Source organism: Streptomyces sp. NPDC102270, assembly GCF_044766405.1.
In the GTDB taxonomy this organism is placed as follows: Bacteria; Actinomycetota; Actinomycetes; order Streptomycetales; family Streptomycetaceae; genus Streptomyces.
Genome location: NZ_JBIWLX010000002.1, coordinates 116,238 through 134,510 on the forward strand (window position 1 = coordinate 116,238; position 18,273 = coordinate 134,510).

Genomic DNA, 18,273 nt, shown 5'->3' on the forward strand with positions numbered 1-18,273 from the left:
CGTCCGTCAGGGCGGCCCCCGTCGCTCAGTCGAACCAGCGGTCCCTCGCCAGTTCCTCCGTGCGGGTCGGGTCCTCCAGGAGGGCCGCGACCTCGAAGCGGCGGGGCCACTGGCTCGCCGCCCAGGCCAGGCCCGCGGCCACGCCCTCCACCGTGGACGCGTGCAGGATGCCGTCGTCGGTGAGGCGCCAGTCGAGCTCCACGCCGTCGACGACGAGTTCCTCGTGCTCGATGTACGAGGACGGGGTGTTCGGGCCCAGCAGCAGCCCGACCGCCTCCGGTACGTCGTGTTCGGTGCCCTCGGAGTCGATGGAACCGGTGACGGACTCGCTCAGGCGCCGGACCTGGAAGAGCTCGGCCAGCTCGGCGGCGCGGGAGGGGCGGACCGGCAGCAGGGGGACGCCCTGCGTGAAGGGGAGCAGGTCCGGTGAGTCGACGACCACCGCGTCGGCCGCGTCCACGACCTCGACCCGGCCGTCGGTCACCGCCCGCAGCTCGTCCGGCAGGGTGACCTGTTCGGGGTCCAGATCGGCCAACGCGCTGTAGAGGGCGTGCAGTTGGGCGCCGGTCACCGATCGGTCGGGGTCGGCGAGGCGGTCAAGGAGTTCCGCCGCCCCGCCCGGCTCCGCCAGCAGCGCGGCCACCGAGGTCCGTACGCCCAGCGCCCGCAGCACCTGCTCGTCGTCGAACCCGGTCGCGTCCGCCTCGTCGTACAGACCGCGCAGGAGGGGGTCTCCTCCGGCCGCGAGCAGACCGGCGGGGCGGCGCCCGTCGAGCACCGGGTTCCCGCGCAGCCACCAGGCGGTGTACGGCCGTACGACCTCATGGGTGCCGTCCGGCAGGAGGATGCGGACCTGCTGGGTGATCGCGTCCCGCAGGGGCGGCCGGGACAGCAGGGCCAGGGCCTCGGGCCACTTGTCCTCGTCGACCAGGTCGAGATCGCGTACGGCGACCAGTTCGGTGGCGACCGGCGGTACCGGAGTGTCCGGGAAGCGGTCGAGGATGTCCTCGCACCACACGTCCACGGCGTCGAGGAGACCTGCGTCGTCCGGCTCCGCGAAGTCGCCCTCGCGCGGCTCCAGTTCGTCGGGGTCGAGGACCACGTCCGTGGCCCGGACCAGGGCGAAGTCGGCGAGCACCCCGCAGGCGGCGAGGGGCTGCTCGCCCCACTTCCCGGCCAGTTCGCCGTCCACGAAGGCGAGTTCGTCCTCCCGCATGACCCGCGCGAACGGGCTGCCGGGGAGGACGAGTTCACCCGCGGGGACCAGTTCCCCCTCCTCGTCGGGCAGGGCGAGCGCGCCCAGCCACGGCTCGTCGCCGGGCTCCAGGCCCGCGTCCCGGACGAGCGCGAGGACGGTGTCGGCCAGCTCCTCGGCGTCCGGGGTGTCCTCCTCCCAGCTCATGCCCCCGTCGTCGTCCAGGGAGGCGGCCACGGCGGCCCGTACCTGGGGCGTGGTGAGCACCGCGCGCGGAGTCGCGGGCAGCGCGCCCAGCTTCTCCAGGAGCGGATGGGCGGCGGCCGGGTGGGCGACCTTGAGGCCGAGCCGGGCGAGGATCTCGGCGTCGATCAGGGGCCCGTCCGACGTGGGCAGCAGCACCTGCCGGGGCCCGATGGTCGTACGCCCGTCAGCGAGCGGCACCGGCAGGCCGGAGAGCCGGTCCGGGTCGACGCCCGCGAGGCTGTCGTAGAGCCGCTGCCACCACTCCGGCTCCTTCTCCAGGCCCGCGAGCCGGTCGACGGCCTCGGTCAGCGGGACCCGGGCCACGCCCAACGTCCGCAGCTCCACCCGCCGTTCGAGACCGGCGGGCAGCAGGGTGGGCAGCACCTCGGCGAGCACCCGTACGGTGTCGGCGCCCGCGCCCTCGACGACCTCCGCCTCGCGCGGGCGCAGTACCTCCGGCAGTTCCGAGTCGTCGCCGGGCTCGAGTGCGGGCGGGAGGAACGCTGGGAGGGCGGGTGGGAGAAACGCAGTTCGGGGGAGGCGGTCGAGGATCGCCTGCCGCAGCGCGCCGTCCAGCTCGCCCTTGCCCAGCGGGCCGGGCACCAGCGCGATGATCCCTTCGCCGACCGGCCGCCAGCCGGCGAGGAGGTCGGCGTACACGTCCGCCGCGCGCTGTACGAGGAAGTCGGTGAGGGGTCCGGGTGCCGCGTGCCGGCGGGTGGTGTCCAGCGGGAAGGACGCGATGAGCAGCGCGGGGACGCCGAGGGGTTCGTCGCTGGGCGTCGGGGCGTGCACGACGGGGCTGGTGCGGGGGTGGGCCGGGCTGCCGTCGGGGTCGGCGGGCACGGCCCAGGTGAGCGACCAGTGCGGCCGCAGCCGCTCCTCGACGGGCCTGCCGGCGAGGAGCTCGGGGGTGAGGGGCCCGTGTGCGGACGCCGTACGCCACCGGGTCGTACCGTCCCGGGAGTCCTCCACGACGGTGAGGTGGTCCTCGGTGCGGCGGCTGATCGTGCGGGTGGTGTCCGTCTCGATCACGACCTCCTCGAGCCCGGGGAGGGCGAGGAGGAGGGCGTCGTCGACGGCGTTCAGGAGTCGCTCGGCGAGGTCGGCGGCGGCGGCGTCGCGCAGCGGGAGGATGACGACGGTGTCGTAGGGGTCGGGCGCGCTGCCCTCGGCGGCGAAGGGGAGCCGCAGCAGCGGGACATGGCCGTCGCGGCGGCGGATCTCGTCGCCGAGCCCGGGGCTGTGGCGGGCGGTCTCGGCGGCGTGCTCGCGGGCCTCGGCGAGGGACCAGCGGATCCCGCCGTGGCGGCCGACGACGGCGGGCTCGTCGGTGACGGCGAGCACGGCGGCGAAGCCGACGCCGAAGCGGCCGACCGAGCCGTCGACGCTGTCGCGCTTGGCGGAGGCGCGGAGCGTGGAGAGGGACTCGACACCGGCCGCGTCCAGCGGGGCGCCGGTGTTGGCGGCGAAGAGGACACCCTCGCGGAGGGTGAGCCGGAGCCGTCCCGGCACGCCCGCCCTGGCCGCCGCGTCGGCGGCGTTCTGCGCGAGCTCGACGACGAGCCGGTCCCGGTATCCGCCGAGGACGAGGTCCTCCTCGGCGTTGGCGTCCTCCCGGAACCGGGCGGGGCTGGTGGCCCAGGCGTCCAGCACCCCTCGCCTGAGCCGGGCGGTCCCGAACGGGTCGGCACCCTCGGCGGCGGGCCGCACGAACTTGCTCACGTTGACTCTCCTCATCGGCGTGACGATGAAGGTACCGCGACGAGGGAGGACCGTAACTCGGGGAGGGTTCGCAGCGGCGAAGACGGGCGGCGAGAGATTGCCTCGCCGCCCGTCGGTGTCCGGGCCGGGCCGGCGGACCGGCGTACAGGGCGCTGCGGGCGCCGATGCCGTCGCCGTCGCCCACCGCCGGGCCGGCGGTCGTTCGCACCGGGCGAACAACCCCGTGCCCCATGGAGGGAGCTACCAGGCGAAGGCCTCCGGAGACGGTCCCGGGCCCGGGAAGATCTCGTCCAGGCCCGCCAGGACCTCCTCGCTCAGCTCCAGCTCGACCGCGCGGACCGCCGACTCCAGCTGCTGAGCCGTACGCGGGCCGACGATCGGGCCCGTGACGCCGGGGCGGGTGAGGAGCCAGGCCAGGGCCGCCTCGCCGGGCTCCAGACCGTGCTTCTCCAGCAGGTCCTCGTACGACTGGATCTGGGCCCGCTTGGCCGGGTCGGCGAGGGTGTCGGCGGCCCGCCCTGAGGCGCGGCGGCCGCCCTTGGCCTCCTTCTTGATGACCCCGCCGAGGAGCCCGCCGTGCAGCGGGGACCAGGGGATCACGCCGAGGCCGTACTCCTGGGCGGCCGGGATGACCTCCATCTCGGCGCGCCGCTCGGCGAGGTTGTAGAGGCACTGCTCGCTGACGAGGCCGATGGTGCCGCCCCGCCGCGCGGCGATCTCGTTGGCCTGGGCGATCTTGTAGCCGGGGAAGTTGGAGGACCCGACGTACAGGATCTTGCCCTGCTGGACGAGGGTGTCGATCGCCTGCCAGATCTCCTCGAAGGGGGTGGCGCGGTCGACGTGGTGGAACTGGTAGAGGTCGATGTGGTCCGTCTGGAGCCGCTTGAGCGAGGCGTCGACGGCACGGCGGATGTTCAGCGCCGACAGCTTGTCGTGGTTGGGCCAGGCCTCGCCGTCCGCGGCCATGTTGCCGTAGACCTTGGTGGCGAGGACCACCTTGTCGCGGTGGGCGGCGCTCTTCGCGAACCAGTTGCCGATGATTTCTTCGGTACGGCCCTTGTTCTCGCCCCAGCCGTACACGTTGGCGGTGTCGAAGAAGTTGATTCCCGCGTCGAGAGCCGAGTCCATGATCGCGTGGGAGTCGGGCTCGTCGGTCTGCGGGCCGAAGTTCATGGTGCCGAGGACGAGTCGGCTGACCTTGAGTCCGGTGCGTCCGAGCTGCGTGTACTTCATGACCCCTCAGCCAACGCCTTCGAGTGCGCTCAAGGCAAGGATGCGCTCCGGGGGGTTGGCTCCCCTGTGGAATCGGGGGACAGCCGGAGGGAGTTGGGGCGGTTCCGTCTCTAACGTGCAGTACATGACACATACGGAGGAATTCCGCGCCACCCGGCGGGGGGTGCTGGCGCTCGGCACCGCGGCGGCGGCCACGCCCTGGCTGGGCACCGCCCCGGCACAGGCGGTAGTTGTCGGGCCCGGGGAGTTCGACGAGCTGGGCATCACCGAGCTGCGCGCGCTGATGGACCGCGGACGGCTCGACGCGGAGCGGCTCACCCGCTACTACCTGGAGCGGATCGAGCGCATCGATCCGCTGCTGCACGCGGTGATCGAGGTCAACCCCGACGCGCTGCGGGAGGCCCGGCGGCTGGACGCGGACGGGCGCCCCCGGGGTCCGCTGCACGGCATGCCCGTGCTGCTGAAGGACCTGGTCGAGACCGCGGACCGGATGCACACCACGGCCGGCTCCCTCGCCCTGGAAGGGCTCAGGCCCACGCGGGACGCCACGGTCGCCGCCCGGCTGCGGGCCGCCGGTGCCGTCGTCCTCGGCAAGACCAACCTCAGCGAGTGGGCGGGCGGCCTGTCGCTCACCCACCACGCCGGGTGGAGCGCACGCGGCGGCCAGACCCGCAACCCGTACAAGTTGGACCGCTCACCCAACGAGTCCAGCTCCGGCACCGGCGTCGCCGTCGCGGCCAACCTGTGCGTGGCCGGCATCGGCACCGAGACCAACGGTTCGATCATCGACCCGTCGTCGGCGAACTGTGTCGTCGGGGTCAAGCCGACCGTCGGACTGGTCGGCCGGGGCGGCGTGATCCCCGGCGTGCCCAGCCAGGACAGCGTCGGCCCGATGGCCCGCACGGTCCGGGACGCGGCGATCATGCTCGGCACGCTGGTCGGCATCGACGGCAGGGACCCGGCGACCGCGGCGAGCCGGGGGCACTTCCACCGTGACTACACCCGGTTCCTGGACGCGGACGGGCTGCGCGGGGCGCGTATCGGTGTCCCGCGGACCGTGTACTTCGGGTACAGCGACCACGCCGACGCCATCGCGGAGCGGGCGATCGAGGTGATGCGCGCGGCCGGGGCGGTGGTCGTCGACCCCGCGGACATCCCCACGGCCGAGCAACTGGAGGACCTGCCCGGCTCGATGGTCGTCCAGGCCTACGAGTTCAAGCGCGCCCTGAACACCTACCTGGCCGGGGCGGGCGGTGAACACCCGCGTGACCTGGGGGAGTTGATCGCCTTCAACCGCGAACACGCGGACCGTGAGCTGCGCTATGTACGGCAGGACGGGCTGGAGGCGGTGGAGCGGCTGGACTTCTCCGAGCGGGAGTACCGGGAGGCGCTGGCGACCAACCATCGCCTTTCCCGCGCGGAGGGCATCGACGCCGTTCTGCGCCGGCACCGCCTGGACGCCCTGGTGATGCCGACGTCCGGCCCTCCGGCCAAGATCGACCTGGTCCGGGGGGACGCGTACGGCGGTGGAGCGTCCACGCCCGCGGCTCTCGCCGGGTACCCCGCGGTGAACGTGCCGGCCGGGTTCGCGTTCGGGCTGCCGGTAGGCGTGACGTTCATGGGGACGGCGTGGAGTGAGCCGGTGCTGCTGCGGCTCGCGTACGCGTACGAGCGGGCGAGCGGGGTTCGGCGGGTGCCTTCGTACCGGGGGCCTGATGTGGGGTTCTGACCTCGCGCCTTGTTGCTGACTCCGCGCACAGGGCCGTATCAGGGGCGCCGGTGCAGAGTCGCGAACACACCCCGGACGCGGGTGCCGTCAGGGGCGTCCCAGACTCCGGAGACATGGCCGGCTGCTCCCTCGGGGGCCGTGGGCTGCGGGCGCCGGTGCAGGCGGAGGATCGTGCCGTCCGGGAGGCGGAGTTCGGTGCCGTCCTGGTCGTCGGTGACCTCGGCGGGGCCGGTGGGGAGGGCGGGACCTGCGTAGGAGTGGGCGACCTCGTGGTCGGGGGTGTCGGTGAGGCTCTGGGCCTGGGCACGGGCGCGGCCCTCGAACAGGGCGAGGAGTTCGGTGCGCAGGACCGGGTCGTGGGTACCGTCGTAGGCCCAGCGGGGGCCCAGGACGCCGTGTTCCGTCGTGCCGACCAGGGCGTGTTCGGCGCCGGGGAGCGGGGCGGCGCGGTAGGTGAGGGGGGTCAGCCAGGCGACGGGTTCGGGGCCGGAGGTGTCGAGGGCCACCATGAACTCGATCCCGACCTCACCCTCCGGGTCGTCCAGCCGGAAGCCGCCAGCCTTGGTCAACTCGGGCGTACCGCTGTCGGTGTACCACGGGCAGGTGGGCAGCCACGTGGTGAGCAGTTCCAGCTTGGTGGGCTTGAGGGTGGTGTGGTGGATGATCGCCATGTGGTGGATTGTGTCAGTCAGTCGCGGGGGAACTCATCGGTTTTGAGGGTGAGGCCGACGACGGTGCCGGTGAGGTCCACGTCCTTGCCGAAAGGCACCCTGGTCTCGACCTCGTAGTCGCTGCCCTTGGGGTCGGTGTAGATGTGACACCGCCCCTGATACGGATCCGCGATGACGTAGACGGGGACTTCCGCCGTGGCGTAGGCGGCCTTCTTCGGGCCGTAGTCGTTGGCGGCGGTTCCCTTGGAGATCACCTCGGCGACGAACTCGACGTCCTCGTAGGACCAGTGGCCGCTCTCCGCCCTGGTGGCGCCTTCGGCCATCACCGTCACATCGGTCGCGAATCCGTTGAGGTGCCCCGGGTAGTCGATGCGCACGTCGGACTTCACGCGCTTCCGCGGGTACTTGGTCCGCAGCTGCTCGTAGATGCTGTCGCTCTCGGCCATCGCGATCCTGTCTGTCTTCAAGGACGGTCATCTTGAATCCTCCCCTCCCTGAGGCTGTGGGGAGGGGATTCCTTGGTCAGGCTGCCTCCTGGAGCGGGGCTCCAGTAGGTCTTACGCCCTCGGCACCAGCCGGGTTGAGACCAGCCCGGACGAGCATCAACGGGCGGAGTTCTTGTCTCTGGGGGAGACGGCTCCGCATGCGGTGCAGGTGTAGGTGCGTTCCGACAGCGGAAGTGCGTGCTTGGCGGACGTCCCGCGTGTGTTTGCGGCCCATCTCCAAGAGGGCCTGTTTGGTGGCGCCGACGGCTGCGTCAGCGGCCTTGCGGGCCATGGTGGTCTTGGCGAGGAACTTCGGCCGGAAGTCCTCCACCGCGATCGCGTCATGGTCGCGCACGACCTTCTTGGCCCATTTGCGGCCGGTGTCCTGCCGCTGCCGGGTCACCTTCTTGTATGCCTTGGCTCGCAGGTGCTTTGCCTCCCGGTAGCCCTTCGAGGCGGCCTGTCCTCTGGCGGGTCTGCGGCGGGCCATCCGGTCGTAGCGCGACAGTTTCGCCCGGGCCTTGCGGCCGTGCTGGGCGTGGGGCAGGTCGTGGGCGTCACTGGTGGTGGTGGCGGTCTCCGTGACGCCCCAGTCAACCCCGATCACCGCGCCCGTCTCCGGCAGTGGCTGGATTTCTGCAGGGACGACGAAGGAGGCGTACCAATGGCCGAGGCTGTCCTGGTAGATCCGTACCGAGGAGGGGGCGGCGGGCAGATCGCGGGACCATACGACCGTCAGCACGATGTTGCCCGTGAGGTGCAGGCGACCGTCCTTGAGTCGGAACCCGCGCCTGGTGTAGTTCAGGCTCGGGTCGGCCTCGCGCTTCTTCTTCCACTTTGGCATCCCCGCCCGCTGGCGTTGTGGCAGGCGTTCCTTGATGTCCTTTTGTGCCTTGGCGCGGGCTTTGCCGAAGTCCCGGATGGTCTGCTGCTGCGGCATCGAGCTGCCCTCGCGCAGCCACGGCGTGCGCTCGCGGGCCTTTGTCAGCATCTTGTCCAGCTGGGCCGGGCCGCACGTCAGCTTCTCGCTGCGATGGGCCTTGCTGTGCGCGTGCAGGGCCTTGGTCTTGGCCACGCACTCGTTCCAGATCCACCGGCAGCGGTCCCACTCCGCCAGCAGCCGAGTGCGGGCGGTCGACGACACGCGCAGCCGGTACGTGTATCGGGCATGCCCACCCTGTGCGGCCTGAACCACCGACACCCCAGCACCCCCTGCCACACGTCGCCCGCCCTTTCCGGTTCCCATGAAGCGACCGTACGTGCGACCTTTGTACATGCGTGCCGCAATCACACACATTCACCCCATCCGGCGAGCATAGGAACACGCGTTCGCCTCCCCTCGGGCCCGACCACTGGCTGCGGGTGGCGCTTCATGCTTCACGAGACCCAAGGTGAAAAGACGATGCCCATGCCAGCCGACGACACCCGAGCCGTGGTGCGGATCCTCCATCACACCCTCGGCGACAACATCCTCGGCAACTACCTCCACGGCTCCGCCGTCCTCGCCGGTCTGCGCCGGTACAGCGACATCGATGTGCTGGTCGTCGTGCGGAGGTCGCTGACCGAAGACCAACGTCGGGCCCTGATGGGGGAGTTGATGCGGGTGTCCGGTGTTCCGGGTGCTCGGCCCGTCGAGCTCGTCGTCGTCGTGCAGGACGAGGTACGGCCCTGGCGGTACCCGCCCGTCTGCGACTTCCTCTACGGAGAGTGGCTGCGCGAGGAGTACGAGCGGGTGTCCTTCCCGAGCCCGAGGCCAGTCCCGATCTCGCGCCTCTGCTCACCATGACCCTGGCCGGGGACACGACCCTGCACGGCCCTCCGCCCGCCCAACTCCTCGACTCCGTACCCCTCGTGGACCTCAGGCGCGCGATCGTCGCCGGAGTCCCACAGTTGCTGGGCGACCTGGATCACGACACCCGCAACGTCCTGCTCACCCTCGCCCGTGTCTGGACCACCCTCGCCACGGACACCATCCGCTCCAAGGACGCCGCCGCCGACTGGGCGCTCGAGCGGCTGCCGCCCTAGCATCGGGCCGTCCTCGCCCACGCCCGGGCCGTCTACCTCGGGGAAGAGGAGGAACGGTGGTACGGCCAGCTGCGAGCCGGGGTCCGGCCCTGCGCCGGCTTCCTTGTCGACGCCATCGGGCGTCAGTCGCTCACGTAGCGCTGTCCGAGGGTGTCTCCGGTTTCGTGTGCAGGACCTCGCGGGCCTGGTCCGCGGCGCGGGCGATGCTCTCGGAGACGAAGTCGAGGAAGCGGGCGATGTTTTCGAGGCGGACGGCGGCCGGGGTGCCGGGGCCGATGACTCCGACGCCGTCCCGTGCGGTCTCGGCGACCTGGGCGGTGCCGCGGGCGCTGGCCATCATCGATTCGTACATGATGTCGTCGTCGACGGTGTAGCGCTCGCGGCGGCCCGCGTCGCGTTCCCGGCGGACCATTCCCTGGCTCTCGAGGAACGCGACCGCTTTGGAGACGGACGCCGGGCTGACCTGGAGGCGTTGGACGAGTTCGGATGCGGTGAGGCTACCCGCGTCGCTGAGGGTGAGGCCGGCCATCACCCGGGCCGCCATCGTGGGCGTGCCCGACTGTATGAAGACGGTGGTGAGCGTCTCCTCATATGCGCGCACGGCCTCGGCGTCGCGCCCGTGGGCCTGCGGCCGCGCCTCCGGCCCCCGGGGTACGGCCTGCTTGCGACGATGAGCGCGACGTTCGGTGGCACGGTGGGCGAGGTCGGCGCGGTAGCCGGTGGGGCCGCCGTTGCGCATGACCTCGCGCGTGATCGTCGAGGTCGGTCGGTCCAGGCGTCGGGCGATCTCCGCGTAGGCGAGGCCGTCGGCCAGTCCCAGCGCGATCTGCTGGCGGTCCTGCTGGGTGAGTCTGCCTCCCGGCATCGCGGTCTCCTTCGTGCGCCCTTCTTCGGTGCCTCCACCCTAGCGTTCACTTCCGATTCATTGCAACGAGCGGCGCAGGGATGTTGCATTAAACTCAGGACCGTTGCAACGATTTAGCGGCATCTACCTGCAGCGATGATAGTTCAGTGCAACGGTTGTGTTGTCGGATCATTGAATGCAACGTAGCTTTCCATCATCAGAAACAGCGGGCCAACGGAGTGCCCACTGCAGAAGAAGGAGAGCACCATGCAGAAGTTCGAGACCCCCGCCCCCGTCTCCGCCGTCCTCGACATCCCCGCGGGACGCATCCAGTTCATCGCCGCCGACCGTGCCGACACCACGGTCGAGGTTCTGCCCGCGAACGCCGCCAAGAGCCGCGACGTGAAGGCGGCGGAGGAGGTCGAGGTCGTCTACGGTGACGACGGCGTCCTGCGGATCGAGGCCCCGGCGGCGAAGAACCGGATCCTCGGCAACTCCGGATCCGTCGAGGTCACCGTCCAGCTGCCCGCCGGCTCCCGCATCGAGGCGAAGACGGCCGCCGCGGAACTCCGGGCCGTCGGCCGGCTCGGCAACATCGCCTTCGAAGGCGCGTACCGCCAGATCAAGATCGACGAGGCCGCGAGCCTGCGCCTCACCGCGGTCGACGGCGACGTCGAGGTCGGCCGGCTGGGCGGCCCAGCACAGATCAGCACCGCACGGGGCGACATCCGGATCACCGAGGCCGTGAGCGGCACGGTCGTGCTGCGCACCGAGTCCGGCGACATCTCGGTCGGCGCCGCCGCGGGCGTCTCCGCCGCCCTGGATGCCGGCACCGGCCACGGCCGCATCAGCAACGCCCTCAAGAACGACGGCACCGCCGAGCTCGACATCCGCGCCACCACCAACAACGGCGACATCACCGCCCGCAGCCTCTGACCGCCCGCACCCACGAACAGAAAAAGGGGCACCTCTCATGACCGACCTGGCCATCGCGGCGAACGGCCTGCGCAAGTCCTACGGGGACAAGACCGTCCTCGACGGCATCGACATCCAGGTGCCCGCCGGCACGATCTTCTCCCTCCTCGGCCCGAACGGCGCCGGCAAGACCACCGCCGTCAAGATCCTCTCCACGCTCGTATCCGCCGACCCGGGCACCGGCGACATCCGAATCGCCGGCCACCACCTGGCCGCCGACCCGCAGGGCGTGCGTGCCGCGATCGGGGTCACCGGGCAGTTCTCCGCCCTCGACGGGCTGATCACCGGTGAGGAGAACATGCTCCTGATGGCGGACCTGCACCACCTGCCCAAGAGCGAGGGACGGAGGATCGCCGCCGAACTGCTGGAGCGCTTCGACCTCACCGAGGCCGCGAAGAAACCCGCCTCCACCTACTCCGGCGGCATGAAGCGCCGCCTCGACATCGCCATGACCCTGGTCGGGGACCCGCGGATCATCTTCCTCGACGAACCGACCACCGGCCTCGACCCCCGCTCCCGGCACACCATGTGGCAGATCATCAGGGAGCTGGTCTCCGACGGCGTCACCGTCTTCCTCACCACGCAGTACCTGGAGGAGGCCGACGAACTCGCCGACCGCATCGCCGTCCTCCACGACGGCAAGATCGCCGCCGAGGGCAGCGCCGAACAGCTCAAGCGCTTGGTTCCCGGGGGTCACATCCGCCTCCGCTTCACCGACCCGGGCACCTACCGGAGCGCCGCCTCCGCATTGGGCGAGGTCACCCGGGACGACGAATCCCTCGCCCTGCAACTCCCCAGCGGCGGCAGCCAGTCGGAGCTGCGCGCGATCCTCGACCGGCTCGACGCGGCCGGCGTCGAGGCCGACGAGCTGACCGTGCACACCCCCGACCTCGACGACGTCTTCTTCGCCCTGACCGGCGGCGCCGACGTCACCGACCAGCCCAAGGAGACCGTCCGATGAGCAACCTCTCCCTCGCGGTGCGCGACTCGTCCACGATGCTGCGCCGCAACCTCCTGCACGCCCGGCGCTACCCGTCCCTCACCCTGAACCTGCTGCTCACGCCGATCATGCTGTTGCTGCTCTTCGTCTACATCTTCGGCGACACCATGAGCGCGGGCATCGGCGGCGGCGACCGCTCCGACTACATCGCGTATCTCGTCCCGGGCCTGCTGCTGATGACCATCGGCTCCACCACGATCGGTACCGCGGTCTCCGTCTCCAACGACATGACCGAGGGCATCATCGCCCGCTTCCGGACGATGGCGATCCACCGCGGTTCGGTGCTCGTCGGGCACGTCGTCGGCAGCGTGCTCCAGTCGGTGGTCAGCGTGCTCCTGGTCGGCGTGGTCGGTGTGGCCATCGGCTTCCGCTCCACCGACGCCACCGCCCTGGAGTGGCTCGCGGCCTTCGGGCTGCTCGTGCTGTTCGCCACGGCGCTGACCTGGATCGCCGTAGGCATGGGCCTGATCAGCCCCAACGCCGAGGCCGCCAGTAACAACGCCATGCCGTTGATCTTCCTGCCGCTCATCTCCAGCACGTTCGTCCCGGTCGACGCGATGCCGGGCTGGTTCCGGCCGATCGCGGAGTACCAGCCCTTCACCCCGGCCATCGAGACCCTGCGCGGTCTGCTCCTCGGCACCGAGATCGGCCACAACGGCTGGCTCGCCGTCGCCTGGTGCCTCGGCCTCGCGGTGCTCGGCTACCGCTGGGCGACCGCGAAGTTCAACGCCGACCCGAAGTGACCGTGCGGGCATTGGTGCCGGATCAGCCGGCCTCGTAGGGCTCGCCCAGGTCCCACGCCTGGTGCATCGCCTCCGCGAAGGCTGCCGCGATCTTGTGCTCGCCGCTCGCGTTCGGATGGGTGCCGTCGTAGGTGTCGTGGCCGATGTCGTACGACGACGGAGGCGACGCCGGCAGCAGGGGCGAGCGGGGCTCGTCCAGGTCCGCGATCGCCTTGGCCAGAAGCTCGTTGAAGCGGGTGACCTCCGTCGCGAAGGGTGCGTCCGACTCCGCCCGGACGTTGGGGATCACCGGGAGGACGACCATCCGGATCCGGGGGTTCGCCCGGCGGGCCTCGGCGACGAAGGCGCGGACGTTCTGTGCCGTCTGTTCCGCGTTCGTGTAGAAGCCGAGGTCGATCAGGCCCAGCGACACCAGGAGCACGTCCGCACGGTGTGCCCGTACCGCCTCGCCGATCAGCGGGACCATGTGCTGCCAGCCCTCGCCCCAGCCGGCCAGGTGGGCCCGGGGGAAGTCGGGGTCGGCGTACTCGTACGACGTCGGGGCGTCTGCCGCCTTGTCGTACAGCGTCTCGCGCGGGCCCACGAGTGTGAAGGGGCCGCCGGATGTGTCCCGCAGGTGCTGCCACATCCGGTACCGCCAGGTGTGCTCACCCGCACTCCCGATCGTCATCGAGTCACCGACCGGCATGAATCTGAGCATCCGCTCATGATGGATCATCCCGGGTCCCGATGGCATGTGAATCCGCCCACGCGGACGGGCTGCGCGGCGGCAGCGACGCTGCTGACCGGGTCAACGTGGCGACGCTGTCCGCTGTGCCCTCGCTCCCACGCCACCCCCGCCCCCCGCCCACCCCCCTTCAACCGAACGCCGGGATGGCAGTCTTGGGGCATGCGTCGACCCTTCGCCCTGCTTGCCGGGATTCTGCTCGTGGGCGGCTTCACCCTGCCCGTCGCCGTACCCGCCTCCGCCGCCGACGGGGGCGGGAAGGGGGACCAGGGCTTCACCATCAGCGACCCCCGGATCACCGAGTCCAGCGGGCTCGCCGCCTCCCGGCAGCACCCGGGCATCTACTGGACCCACAACGACCAGGACACCGGCGCGTACCTGTACGCCGTCGACAGCGCCACCGGCAAGACCGTCGCCAGGATCACCATGACCGGCGTGGGCACACCCCGGGACGTCGAGGCCATCGCCATCGGGCCCGGCAATGAGATCTGGGTCGGGGACATCGGGGACAACGACGGGGTCAGCTGGCCCTACGTGTGGATCTACAAGCTGCCCGAGCCGAAGGTTCTCAAGGACCAGTCCGTCAAGGGCACCCAGTACGTCGTGAAGTACACCGACGGCTCACGCGACGCCGAGTCGATGGTCGTCCACCCGAAGACCGGGCGCGTCTACATCATCGACAAGCAGGAGGACGGCGGGCATCTCTACGAGGGACCCACCACCCTCTCCTCCTCCGGGACGAACGTCTTCAAGCCCGTCAAGGCCGTCGACCTCTGGGCCACCGACGCCGCCTTCTCGCCCGACGGCCGACAGCTCGCCGTACGCGGCTACTTCGGCGGCATCTGGTACGACTGGAACGGCGGCGACATCAAGCGCAAGGGGCGGCTCAGCGTGCCCCTCGGGCAGGGGGAGTCCGTCTCCTACTCGCCCGACGGGACCAAGCTCCTGCTCGGCATGGAGGGCGCCGACAGCGAGGTCGAGGCACAGGACGCGCCCGGTGACGCGGGGTCCGAGTCCCCCTCGGGAAGCGGGAGTTCATCGGCCTCCGGAAGCGACGGCGGCGGGAACTCGGACGGCATGATCAAGATCGGTGCGCTCGCCCTGGTGGCCGTCGCCGGCCTCTTCGGGCTCCGGCGGCTGTTCCGCCGCTCGTGAGCCCTCGCGCCCGTACGGCGGCATCGCGCCGGCAGCATCCCGTGCACATGAACACGTCGAGCGTCTTGACGTGTGCATGTGACCTGACTTCCATAGGAGATGCAGGGTGATGGGAGCGCTCCCATCGGGTTCCGGGCCCGCGCCTCCCGAGAGGAAGCAGCGAACATGTTCCGCAGCTTGCGAAGAGCGCTGTGTGCGGTGGCGGCGGCTCTCCTGGTGCCGCTGGGGACCGCTGGTCTTCAGACGGCCGACGCCGCCGAGGCGGCCGGGGCCGGCTACTGGCACACCAGCGGCCGTCAGATCCTGGACGCCTCCGGACAGCCGGTCCGGGTCGCCGGGATCAACTGGTTCGGCTTCGAGACCTCCAACAACGTGGTCCACGGCCTCTGGTCCCGCGACTACAAGTCCATGATCGACCAGATGAAGTCGCTGGGCTACAACACGCTCCGCATCCCGTACAGCGACGACATCTTCAAGTCGGGGACGGTCCCCAACAGCATCGACTTCTCCAGCGGCAAGAACGCCGACCTCCAGGGACTCAACTCCCTGGGCGTCCTGGACAGACTCGTGTCGTACGCCGGCCAGGACGGTCTCAAGGTCATCCTCGACCGGCACCGCCCGGACTCCGGCGGCCAGTCGGCGCTCTGGTACACGGCCGCGGTCCCGGAGTCGACGTGGATCGCCAACCTCAAGGCCCTCGCCACGCGGTACAAGGGCCAGGACACCGTCGTAGGCATCGATCTGCACAACGAGCCGCACGATCCCGCCTGTTGGGGCTGCGGAGACACCGCCACGGACTGGCGGCTGGCCGCCCAGCGGGCAGGGAACGCCGTGCTGTCCGTCAACCCCGAGCTGCTGATCTTCGTCGAGGGCGTGCAGACCTTCAACGGCGTCTCCGGCTGGTGGGGCGGCAACCTGATGGGTGTCGCCCAGTACCCGGTGCAGCTGAACGTGGCGAACCGGGTCGTGTACTCCGCCCACGACTACGCGACCAGCGTGGCCCAGCAGAGCTGGTTCAGCGACCCGTCCTTCCCCGCCAACATGCCGGGCATCTGGGACAAGTACTGGGGCTACATCTTCAAGCAGAACATCGCCCCGGTGTGGGTGGGCGAGTTCGGCACCACCCTCCAGTCGACCGTGGACCAGAAGTGGCTGGCGGCACTGGTCTCGTATCTGCGGCCGACATCGACGTACGGCGCCGACTCCTTCCACTGGACCTTCTGGTCCTGGAACCCCAACTCCGGTGACACGGGCGGGATCCTGAAGGACGACTGGCAGACCGTGGACACCGTGAAGGACGGGTACCTCGCGAGCATCAAGGCGCCGGGCTTCCCGGGCGGCGGGAGCGGTCCCGGTGATCCGGGCGGCCCCGGTGGGAACACGGCCGCCTGCACCGCCGCCTACACCGTCAGCAGCGACTGGGGCAGCGGCTTCAACGCCGAGGTGAAGGTGACCAACTCCGGTACGACGGCTCTCTCGTCCTGGAAGGTCACCTGGACCTGGCCAGGCTCGCAGAAGGTCAGCTCCATGTGGAACGCGTCGTACACCCAGACCGGCTCGACCGTGACCGCGACGAACGCCTCGCACAACGGGACTGTCGCGGTGGGCGGTTCGGCGAGCTTCGGATTCGGGGGAGCGCCCGGGGGTGGCGGGGTGCCGAGTGTGAGCTGCACGGCGACGTGAACGAGGGGCGCCCGGCCCCCGCCGGGCGCCCGCATCGCGTGCACCAAGGGCCTCCTGGTTCAAAGGAGTTTTAAATATTCGCTCGAAACGGTTCTCGTGTTCGAGTTTCTCCGGTAAGGATTCGGCCAGGACCGAGCATTTTCGGTCCTCGGCAACCCCCCACCTTCCGAAGGAACTTGATGAGAAAGAGCGCAGCCGTACTGTGCGGCGTGACCGCCGTACTGGCCGGGACACTCACGGCCCTTCCGGCCGAGGCGAGCCCGTCCGTGAGCACCGCACCACTGGCGAAGGTCGCCTGGAAGAAGTGCGGCACGGAGAACTACCCGACCCTCCAGTGCGGGTCGGTGAAGGTGCCGCTCGACTACGCCAAGCCGCAGGGCCGGAAGATCACCCTGGCCGTGTCCCGGGTGCCGCACACCGCGAAGAAGTACCAGGGCCCGCTGCTGGTCAACCCCGGCGGCCCCGGCGGCAGCGGTCTGACGCTCGCCGGATTCGTCGCGTCCGCGCTGCCCAAGGCGGTCGCGGCTCAGTACGACGTCATCGGCTTCGACCCGCGCGGGGTGGGCAAGAGCAAGCCCGCCCTCGACTGCAAGCCGGGCTACTTCAACCCGGTGCGCCCCGCCAGCGTTCCCAGCACCCCCGCGATCGAGAAGGCCAACCTCGACCGCGCCAAGTCCTTCGCCGCCGCCTGCGGCCACAAGTACGCGGACCTGCTGCCGTACATCAACACGATCAACGCCGTGAAGGACATGGACTCGATCCGTAAGTCCCTCGGCGCCAAGAAGATCAACTACTTCGGTTACTCGTACGGCACCTACCTGGGCCAGGTCTACGGCAAGCTGTTCCCGACCCACGTGCGCCGCCTGGTGCTCGACTCGATCGTCGACCCCGACGGTGTCTGGTACGACGCCAACATCTCGCAGGACTACGCCTTCGACGCCCGCCAGAAGGCGCTCATGGCGTGGATAGCCAAGTACGACTCCACGTACAAGCTCGGCACCGACCCGGCCGCGATCGAGGCCAAGTGGTACGCGATGCAGGCCGAGTTGGCCAAGAAGCCCGCGGGCGGCAAGGTCGGCGCCGCCGAGCTGGAGGACACCTTCATCCCGGGCGGCTACTACAACGGCTACTGGCCCGACCTGGCCAAGGCGTTCGCCGCGTACGTGAACGACAAGAACGCCGCCCCGCTGGTCGAGGCGTACGAGAACATCGCCGCCATCGACGCCTCCGGGGACAACGGCTACAGCATCTACACGGCCGTGCAGTGCCGTGACGCCTCCTGGCCGCGCGACTGGCGCCAGTGGCAGAAGGACAACTGGGCCGTGTACGAGAAGGCCCCGTTCATGGCCTGGAGCAACGCCTGGTACAACGCGCCGTGCGCGTTCTGGCCGACGAAGTCGCTCAAGCCGGTGAACGTCGCCAACAGCAAGCTGCCGCCGGCGCTGCTCTTCCAGGCCACGAACGACGCGGCCACCCCCTACCAGGGCGGCGTCACCGTCCACCACCTGCTCAAGCGCTCCAGCCTCGTCGTCGAGCAGGGCGGCGGGAACCACGGCATCACGCTGAGCGGGAACGCCTGCCTGGACAAGTACCTGGCGAAGTACCTGACCGACGGCACGGTGCCGCGCGGCCACGGCACGGCCGACGCGGTCTGCAAGAAGACCGCCGACCCGACGCCGCCGGCCGCGGCGAAGGCTGCCATGAGCACGCAGCAGTCGGCCACCGTCTCGCGGGGCGACACCCTGCACGGGCTGCTCGGCTTCCGCGGCTGAACCGGCGGGACATGAGAAGGGCGCCCGGTTGCACACCGGGCGCCCTTCGTCGTCGTACTCGAAGA

13 protein-coding genes and 2 pseudogenes are annotated in these 18,273 nt (G+C 70.4%); 8 read left to right on the forward strand and 7 right to left on the reverse strand.

Going from position 1 to position 18,273, the window contains the following annotated elements:
- Positions 1-25 precede the first annotated feature (25 nt).
- On the reverse strand, positions 26-3,166 hold the full coding sequence (locus tag ACIRP7_RS03455) for a sacsin N-terminal ATP-binding-like domain-containing protein (protein WP_403653311.1): 3,141 nt from the start codon (positions 3,164-3,166) through the stop codon (positions 26-28).
- A 240-nt stretch (positions 3,167-3,406) separates the two neighbouring features.
- Complete coding sequence (locus tag ACIRP7_RS03460) at positions 3,407-4,399, reverse strand: aldo/keto reductase (protein WP_403653314.1); 993 nt, start codon at positions 4,397-4,399, stop codon at positions 3,407-3,409.
- A 124-nt stretch (positions 4,400-4,523) separates the two neighbouring features.
- Between ACIRP7_RS03460 and ACIRP7_RS03465 the strand changes: the two genes are divergently transcribed.
- Positions 4,524-6,128 carry an amidase gene (locus ACIRP7_RS03465; protein ID WP_403653317.1) on the forward strand — a complete coding sequence of 535 codons (1,605 nt, stop codon included), beginning with the start codon at positions 4,524-4,526 and terminating at the stop codon, positions 6,126-6,128.
- A 38-nt stretch (positions 6,129-6,166) separates the two neighbouring features.
- Here ACIRP7_RS03465 and ACIRP7_RS03470 read toward each other — a convergent pair whose 3' ends face one another.
- From ACIRP7_RS03470 to ACIRP7_RS03480, 3 genes and pseudogenes are all read right to left on the reverse strand, one after another.
- The gene (locus ACIRP7_RS03470; protein ID WP_403653319.1) at positions 6,167-6,799 is read right to left on the reverse strand and encodes a 1,4-alpha-glucan branching protein; all 633 of its coding nucleotides are present in this window, start codon (positions 6,797-6,799) and stop codon (positions 6,167-6,169) included.
- A gap of 17 nt (positions 6,800-6,816) precedes the next feature.
- Positions 6,817-7,245, reverse strand: coding sequence for a Uma2 family endonuclease (locus ACIRP7_RS03475; RefSeq protein ID WP_403654221.1), 429 nt, complete (start codon positions 7,243-7,245; stop codon positions 6,817-6,819).
- A 76-nt stretch (positions 7,246-7,321) separates the two neighbouring features.
- A pseudogene (locus ACIRP7_RS03480) lies at positions 7,322-8,530 on the reverse strand (RNA-guided endonuclease InsQ/TnpB family protein).
- A 156-nt stretch (positions 8,531-8,686) separates the two neighbouring features.
- Between ACIRP7_RS03480 and ACIRP7_RS03485 the strand changes: the two are divergent.
- Positions 8,687-9,447, forward strand: a pseudogene (locus ACIRP7_RS03485) (aminoglycoside adenylyltransferase family protein).
- Here the strand turns inward: ACIRP7_RS03485 and ACIRP7_RS03490 are convergent.
- The gene (locus ACIRP7_RS03490) at positions 9,440-10,174 is read right to left on the reverse strand and encodes a helix-turn-helix domain-containing protein (RefSeq protein ID WP_403653322.1); all 735 of its coding nucleotides are present in this window, start codon (positions 10,172-10,174) and stop codon (positions 9,440-9,442) included. The pseudogene ACIRP7_RS03485 and the gene ACIRP7_RS03490 sit on opposite strands and share 8 nt — an antisense overlap.
- A 246-nt stretch (positions 10,175-10,420) precedes the next feature.
- On the opposite strand from ACIRP7_RS03490, the gene ACIRP7_RS03495 reads away from it, so the two are divergent.
- Genes ACIRP7_RS03495 through ACIRP7_RS03505 form a run of 3 tightly spaced genes read left to right on the forward strand, consistent with a single transcriptional unit; the run spans position 10,421 to position 12,871 of the window.
- Positions 10,421-11,089, forward strand: coding sequence for a DUF4097 family beta strand repeat-containing protein (locus ACIRP7_RS03495; protein WP_403653324.1), 669 nt, complete (start codon positions 10,421-10,423; stop codon positions 11,087-11,089).
- Between the two features lie 37 nt (positions 11,090-11,126).
- A complete protein-coding gene (locus ACIRP7_RS03500) occupies positions 11,127-12,089 on the forward strand; it encodes an ATP-binding cassette domain-containing protein (RefSeq protein ID WP_403653327.1) in 963 nt (320 codons plus the stop codon).
- Entirely contained in the window at positions 12,086-12,871 is a 786-nt protein-coding gene (locus ACIRP7_RS03505) for an ABC transporter permease (RefSeq protein WP_403653330.1), read from the forward strand. The genes ACIRP7_RS03500 and ACIRP7_RS03505 overlap by 4 nt, the downstream gene beginning before the upstream one ends.
- A 22-nt stretch (positions 12,872-12,893) precedes the next feature.
- On the opposite strand, the gene ACIRP7_RS03510 is transcribed toward ACIRP7_RS03505, so the two are convergent.
- Complete coding sequence (locus tag ACIRP7_RS03510; RefSeq protein WP_403653333.1) at positions 12,894-13,571, reverse strand: SGNH/GDSL hydrolase family protein; 678 nt, start codon at positions 13,569-13,571, stop codon at positions 12,894-12,896.
- A gap of 189 nt (positions 13,572-13,760) precedes the next feature.
- Here ACIRP7_RS03510 and ACIRP7_RS03515 point away from each other — a divergent pair, with 189 nt between their 5' ends.
- The 3 genes from ACIRP7_RS03515 to ACIRP7_RS03525 all read left to right on the forward strand — a co-directional run bounded on the left by ACIRP7_RS03515 (position 13,761) and on the right by ACIRP7_RS03525 (position 18,208).
- A complete protein-coding gene (locus ACIRP7_RS03515; RefSeq protein WP_403653336.1) occupies positions 13,761-14,753 on the forward strand; it encodes a WD40 repeat domain-containing protein in 993 nt (330 codons plus the stop codon).
- A gap of 165 nt (positions 14,754-14,918) precedes the next feature.
- Positions 14,919-16,436 (forward strand): cellulase family glycosylhydrolase, encoded by a 1,518-nt coding sequence (locus ACIRP7_RS03520; protein WP_403653338.1) that lies wholly within the window; start codon positions 14,919-14,921, stop codon positions 16,434-16,436.
- Positions 16,437-16,615: 179 nt separating this feature from the next.
- Positions 16,616-18,208, forward strand: a complete 1,593-nt coding sequence (locus tag ACIRP7_RS03525; RefSeq protein WP_403653342.1) for an alpha/beta hydrolase — start codon at positions 16,616-16,618, stop codon at positions 18,206-18,208.
- The last annotated feature ends 65 nt before the right edge of the window (positions 18,209-18,273 follow it).

Excerpts from the sequence above, each read along its gene's own strand:
- ACIRP7_RS03515 (WP_403653336.1), top strand. The coding sequence starts at position 13,761 with ATGCGTCGACCCTTCGCCCTGCTTGCCGGGATTCTGCTCGTGGGCGGC.
- ACIRP7_RS03475 (WP_403654221.1), bottom strand. The coding sequence starts at position 7,245 with ATGGCCGAGAGCGACAGCATCTACGAGCAGCTGCGGACCAAGTACCCG.
- ACIRP7_RS03520 (WP_403653338.1), top strand. The coding sequence starts at position 14,919 with ATGTTCCGCAGCTTGCGAAGAGCGCTGTGTGCGGTGGCGGCGGCTCTC.
- ACIRP7_RS03500 (WP_403653327.1), top strand. The coding sequence starts at position 11,127 with ATGACCGACCTGGCCATCGCGGCGAACGGCCTGCGCAAGTCCTACGGG.
- ACIRP7_RS03505 (WP_403653330.1), top strand. The coding sequence starts at position 12,086 with ATGAGCAACCTCTCCCTCGCGGTGCGCGACTCGTCCACGATGCTGCGC.
- ACIRP7_RS03510 (WP_403653333.1), bottom strand. The coding sequence starts at position 13,571 with ATGCTCAGATTCATGCCGGTCGGTGACTCGATGACGATCGGGAGTGCG.
- ACIRP7_RS03495 (WP_403653324.1), top strand. The coding sequence starts at position 10,421 with ATGCAGAAGTTCGAGACCCCCGCCCCCGTCTCCGCCGTCCTCGACATC.
- ACIRP7_RS03525 (WP_403653342.1), top strand. The coding sequence starts at position 16,616 with ATGAGAAAGAGCGCAGCCGTACTGTGCGGCGTGACCGCCGTACTGGCC.
- ACIRP7_RS03470 (WP_403653319.1), bottom strand. The coding sequence starts at position 6,799 with ATGGCGATCATCCACCACACCACCCTCAAGCCCACCAAGCTGGAACTG.
- ACIRP7_RS03465 (WP_403653317.1), top strand. The coding sequence starts at position 4,524 with ATGACACATACGGAGGAATTCCGCGCCACCCGGCGGGGGGTGCTGGCG.
- ACIRP7_RS03490 (WP_403653322.1), bottom strand. The coding sequence starts at position 10,174 with ATGCCGGGAGGCAGACTCACCCAGCAGGACCGCCAGCAGATCGCGCTG.
- ACIRP7_RS03460 (WP_403653314.1), bottom strand. The coding sequence starts at position 4,399 with ATGAAGTACACGCAGCTCGGACGCACCGGACTCAAGGTCAGCCGACTC.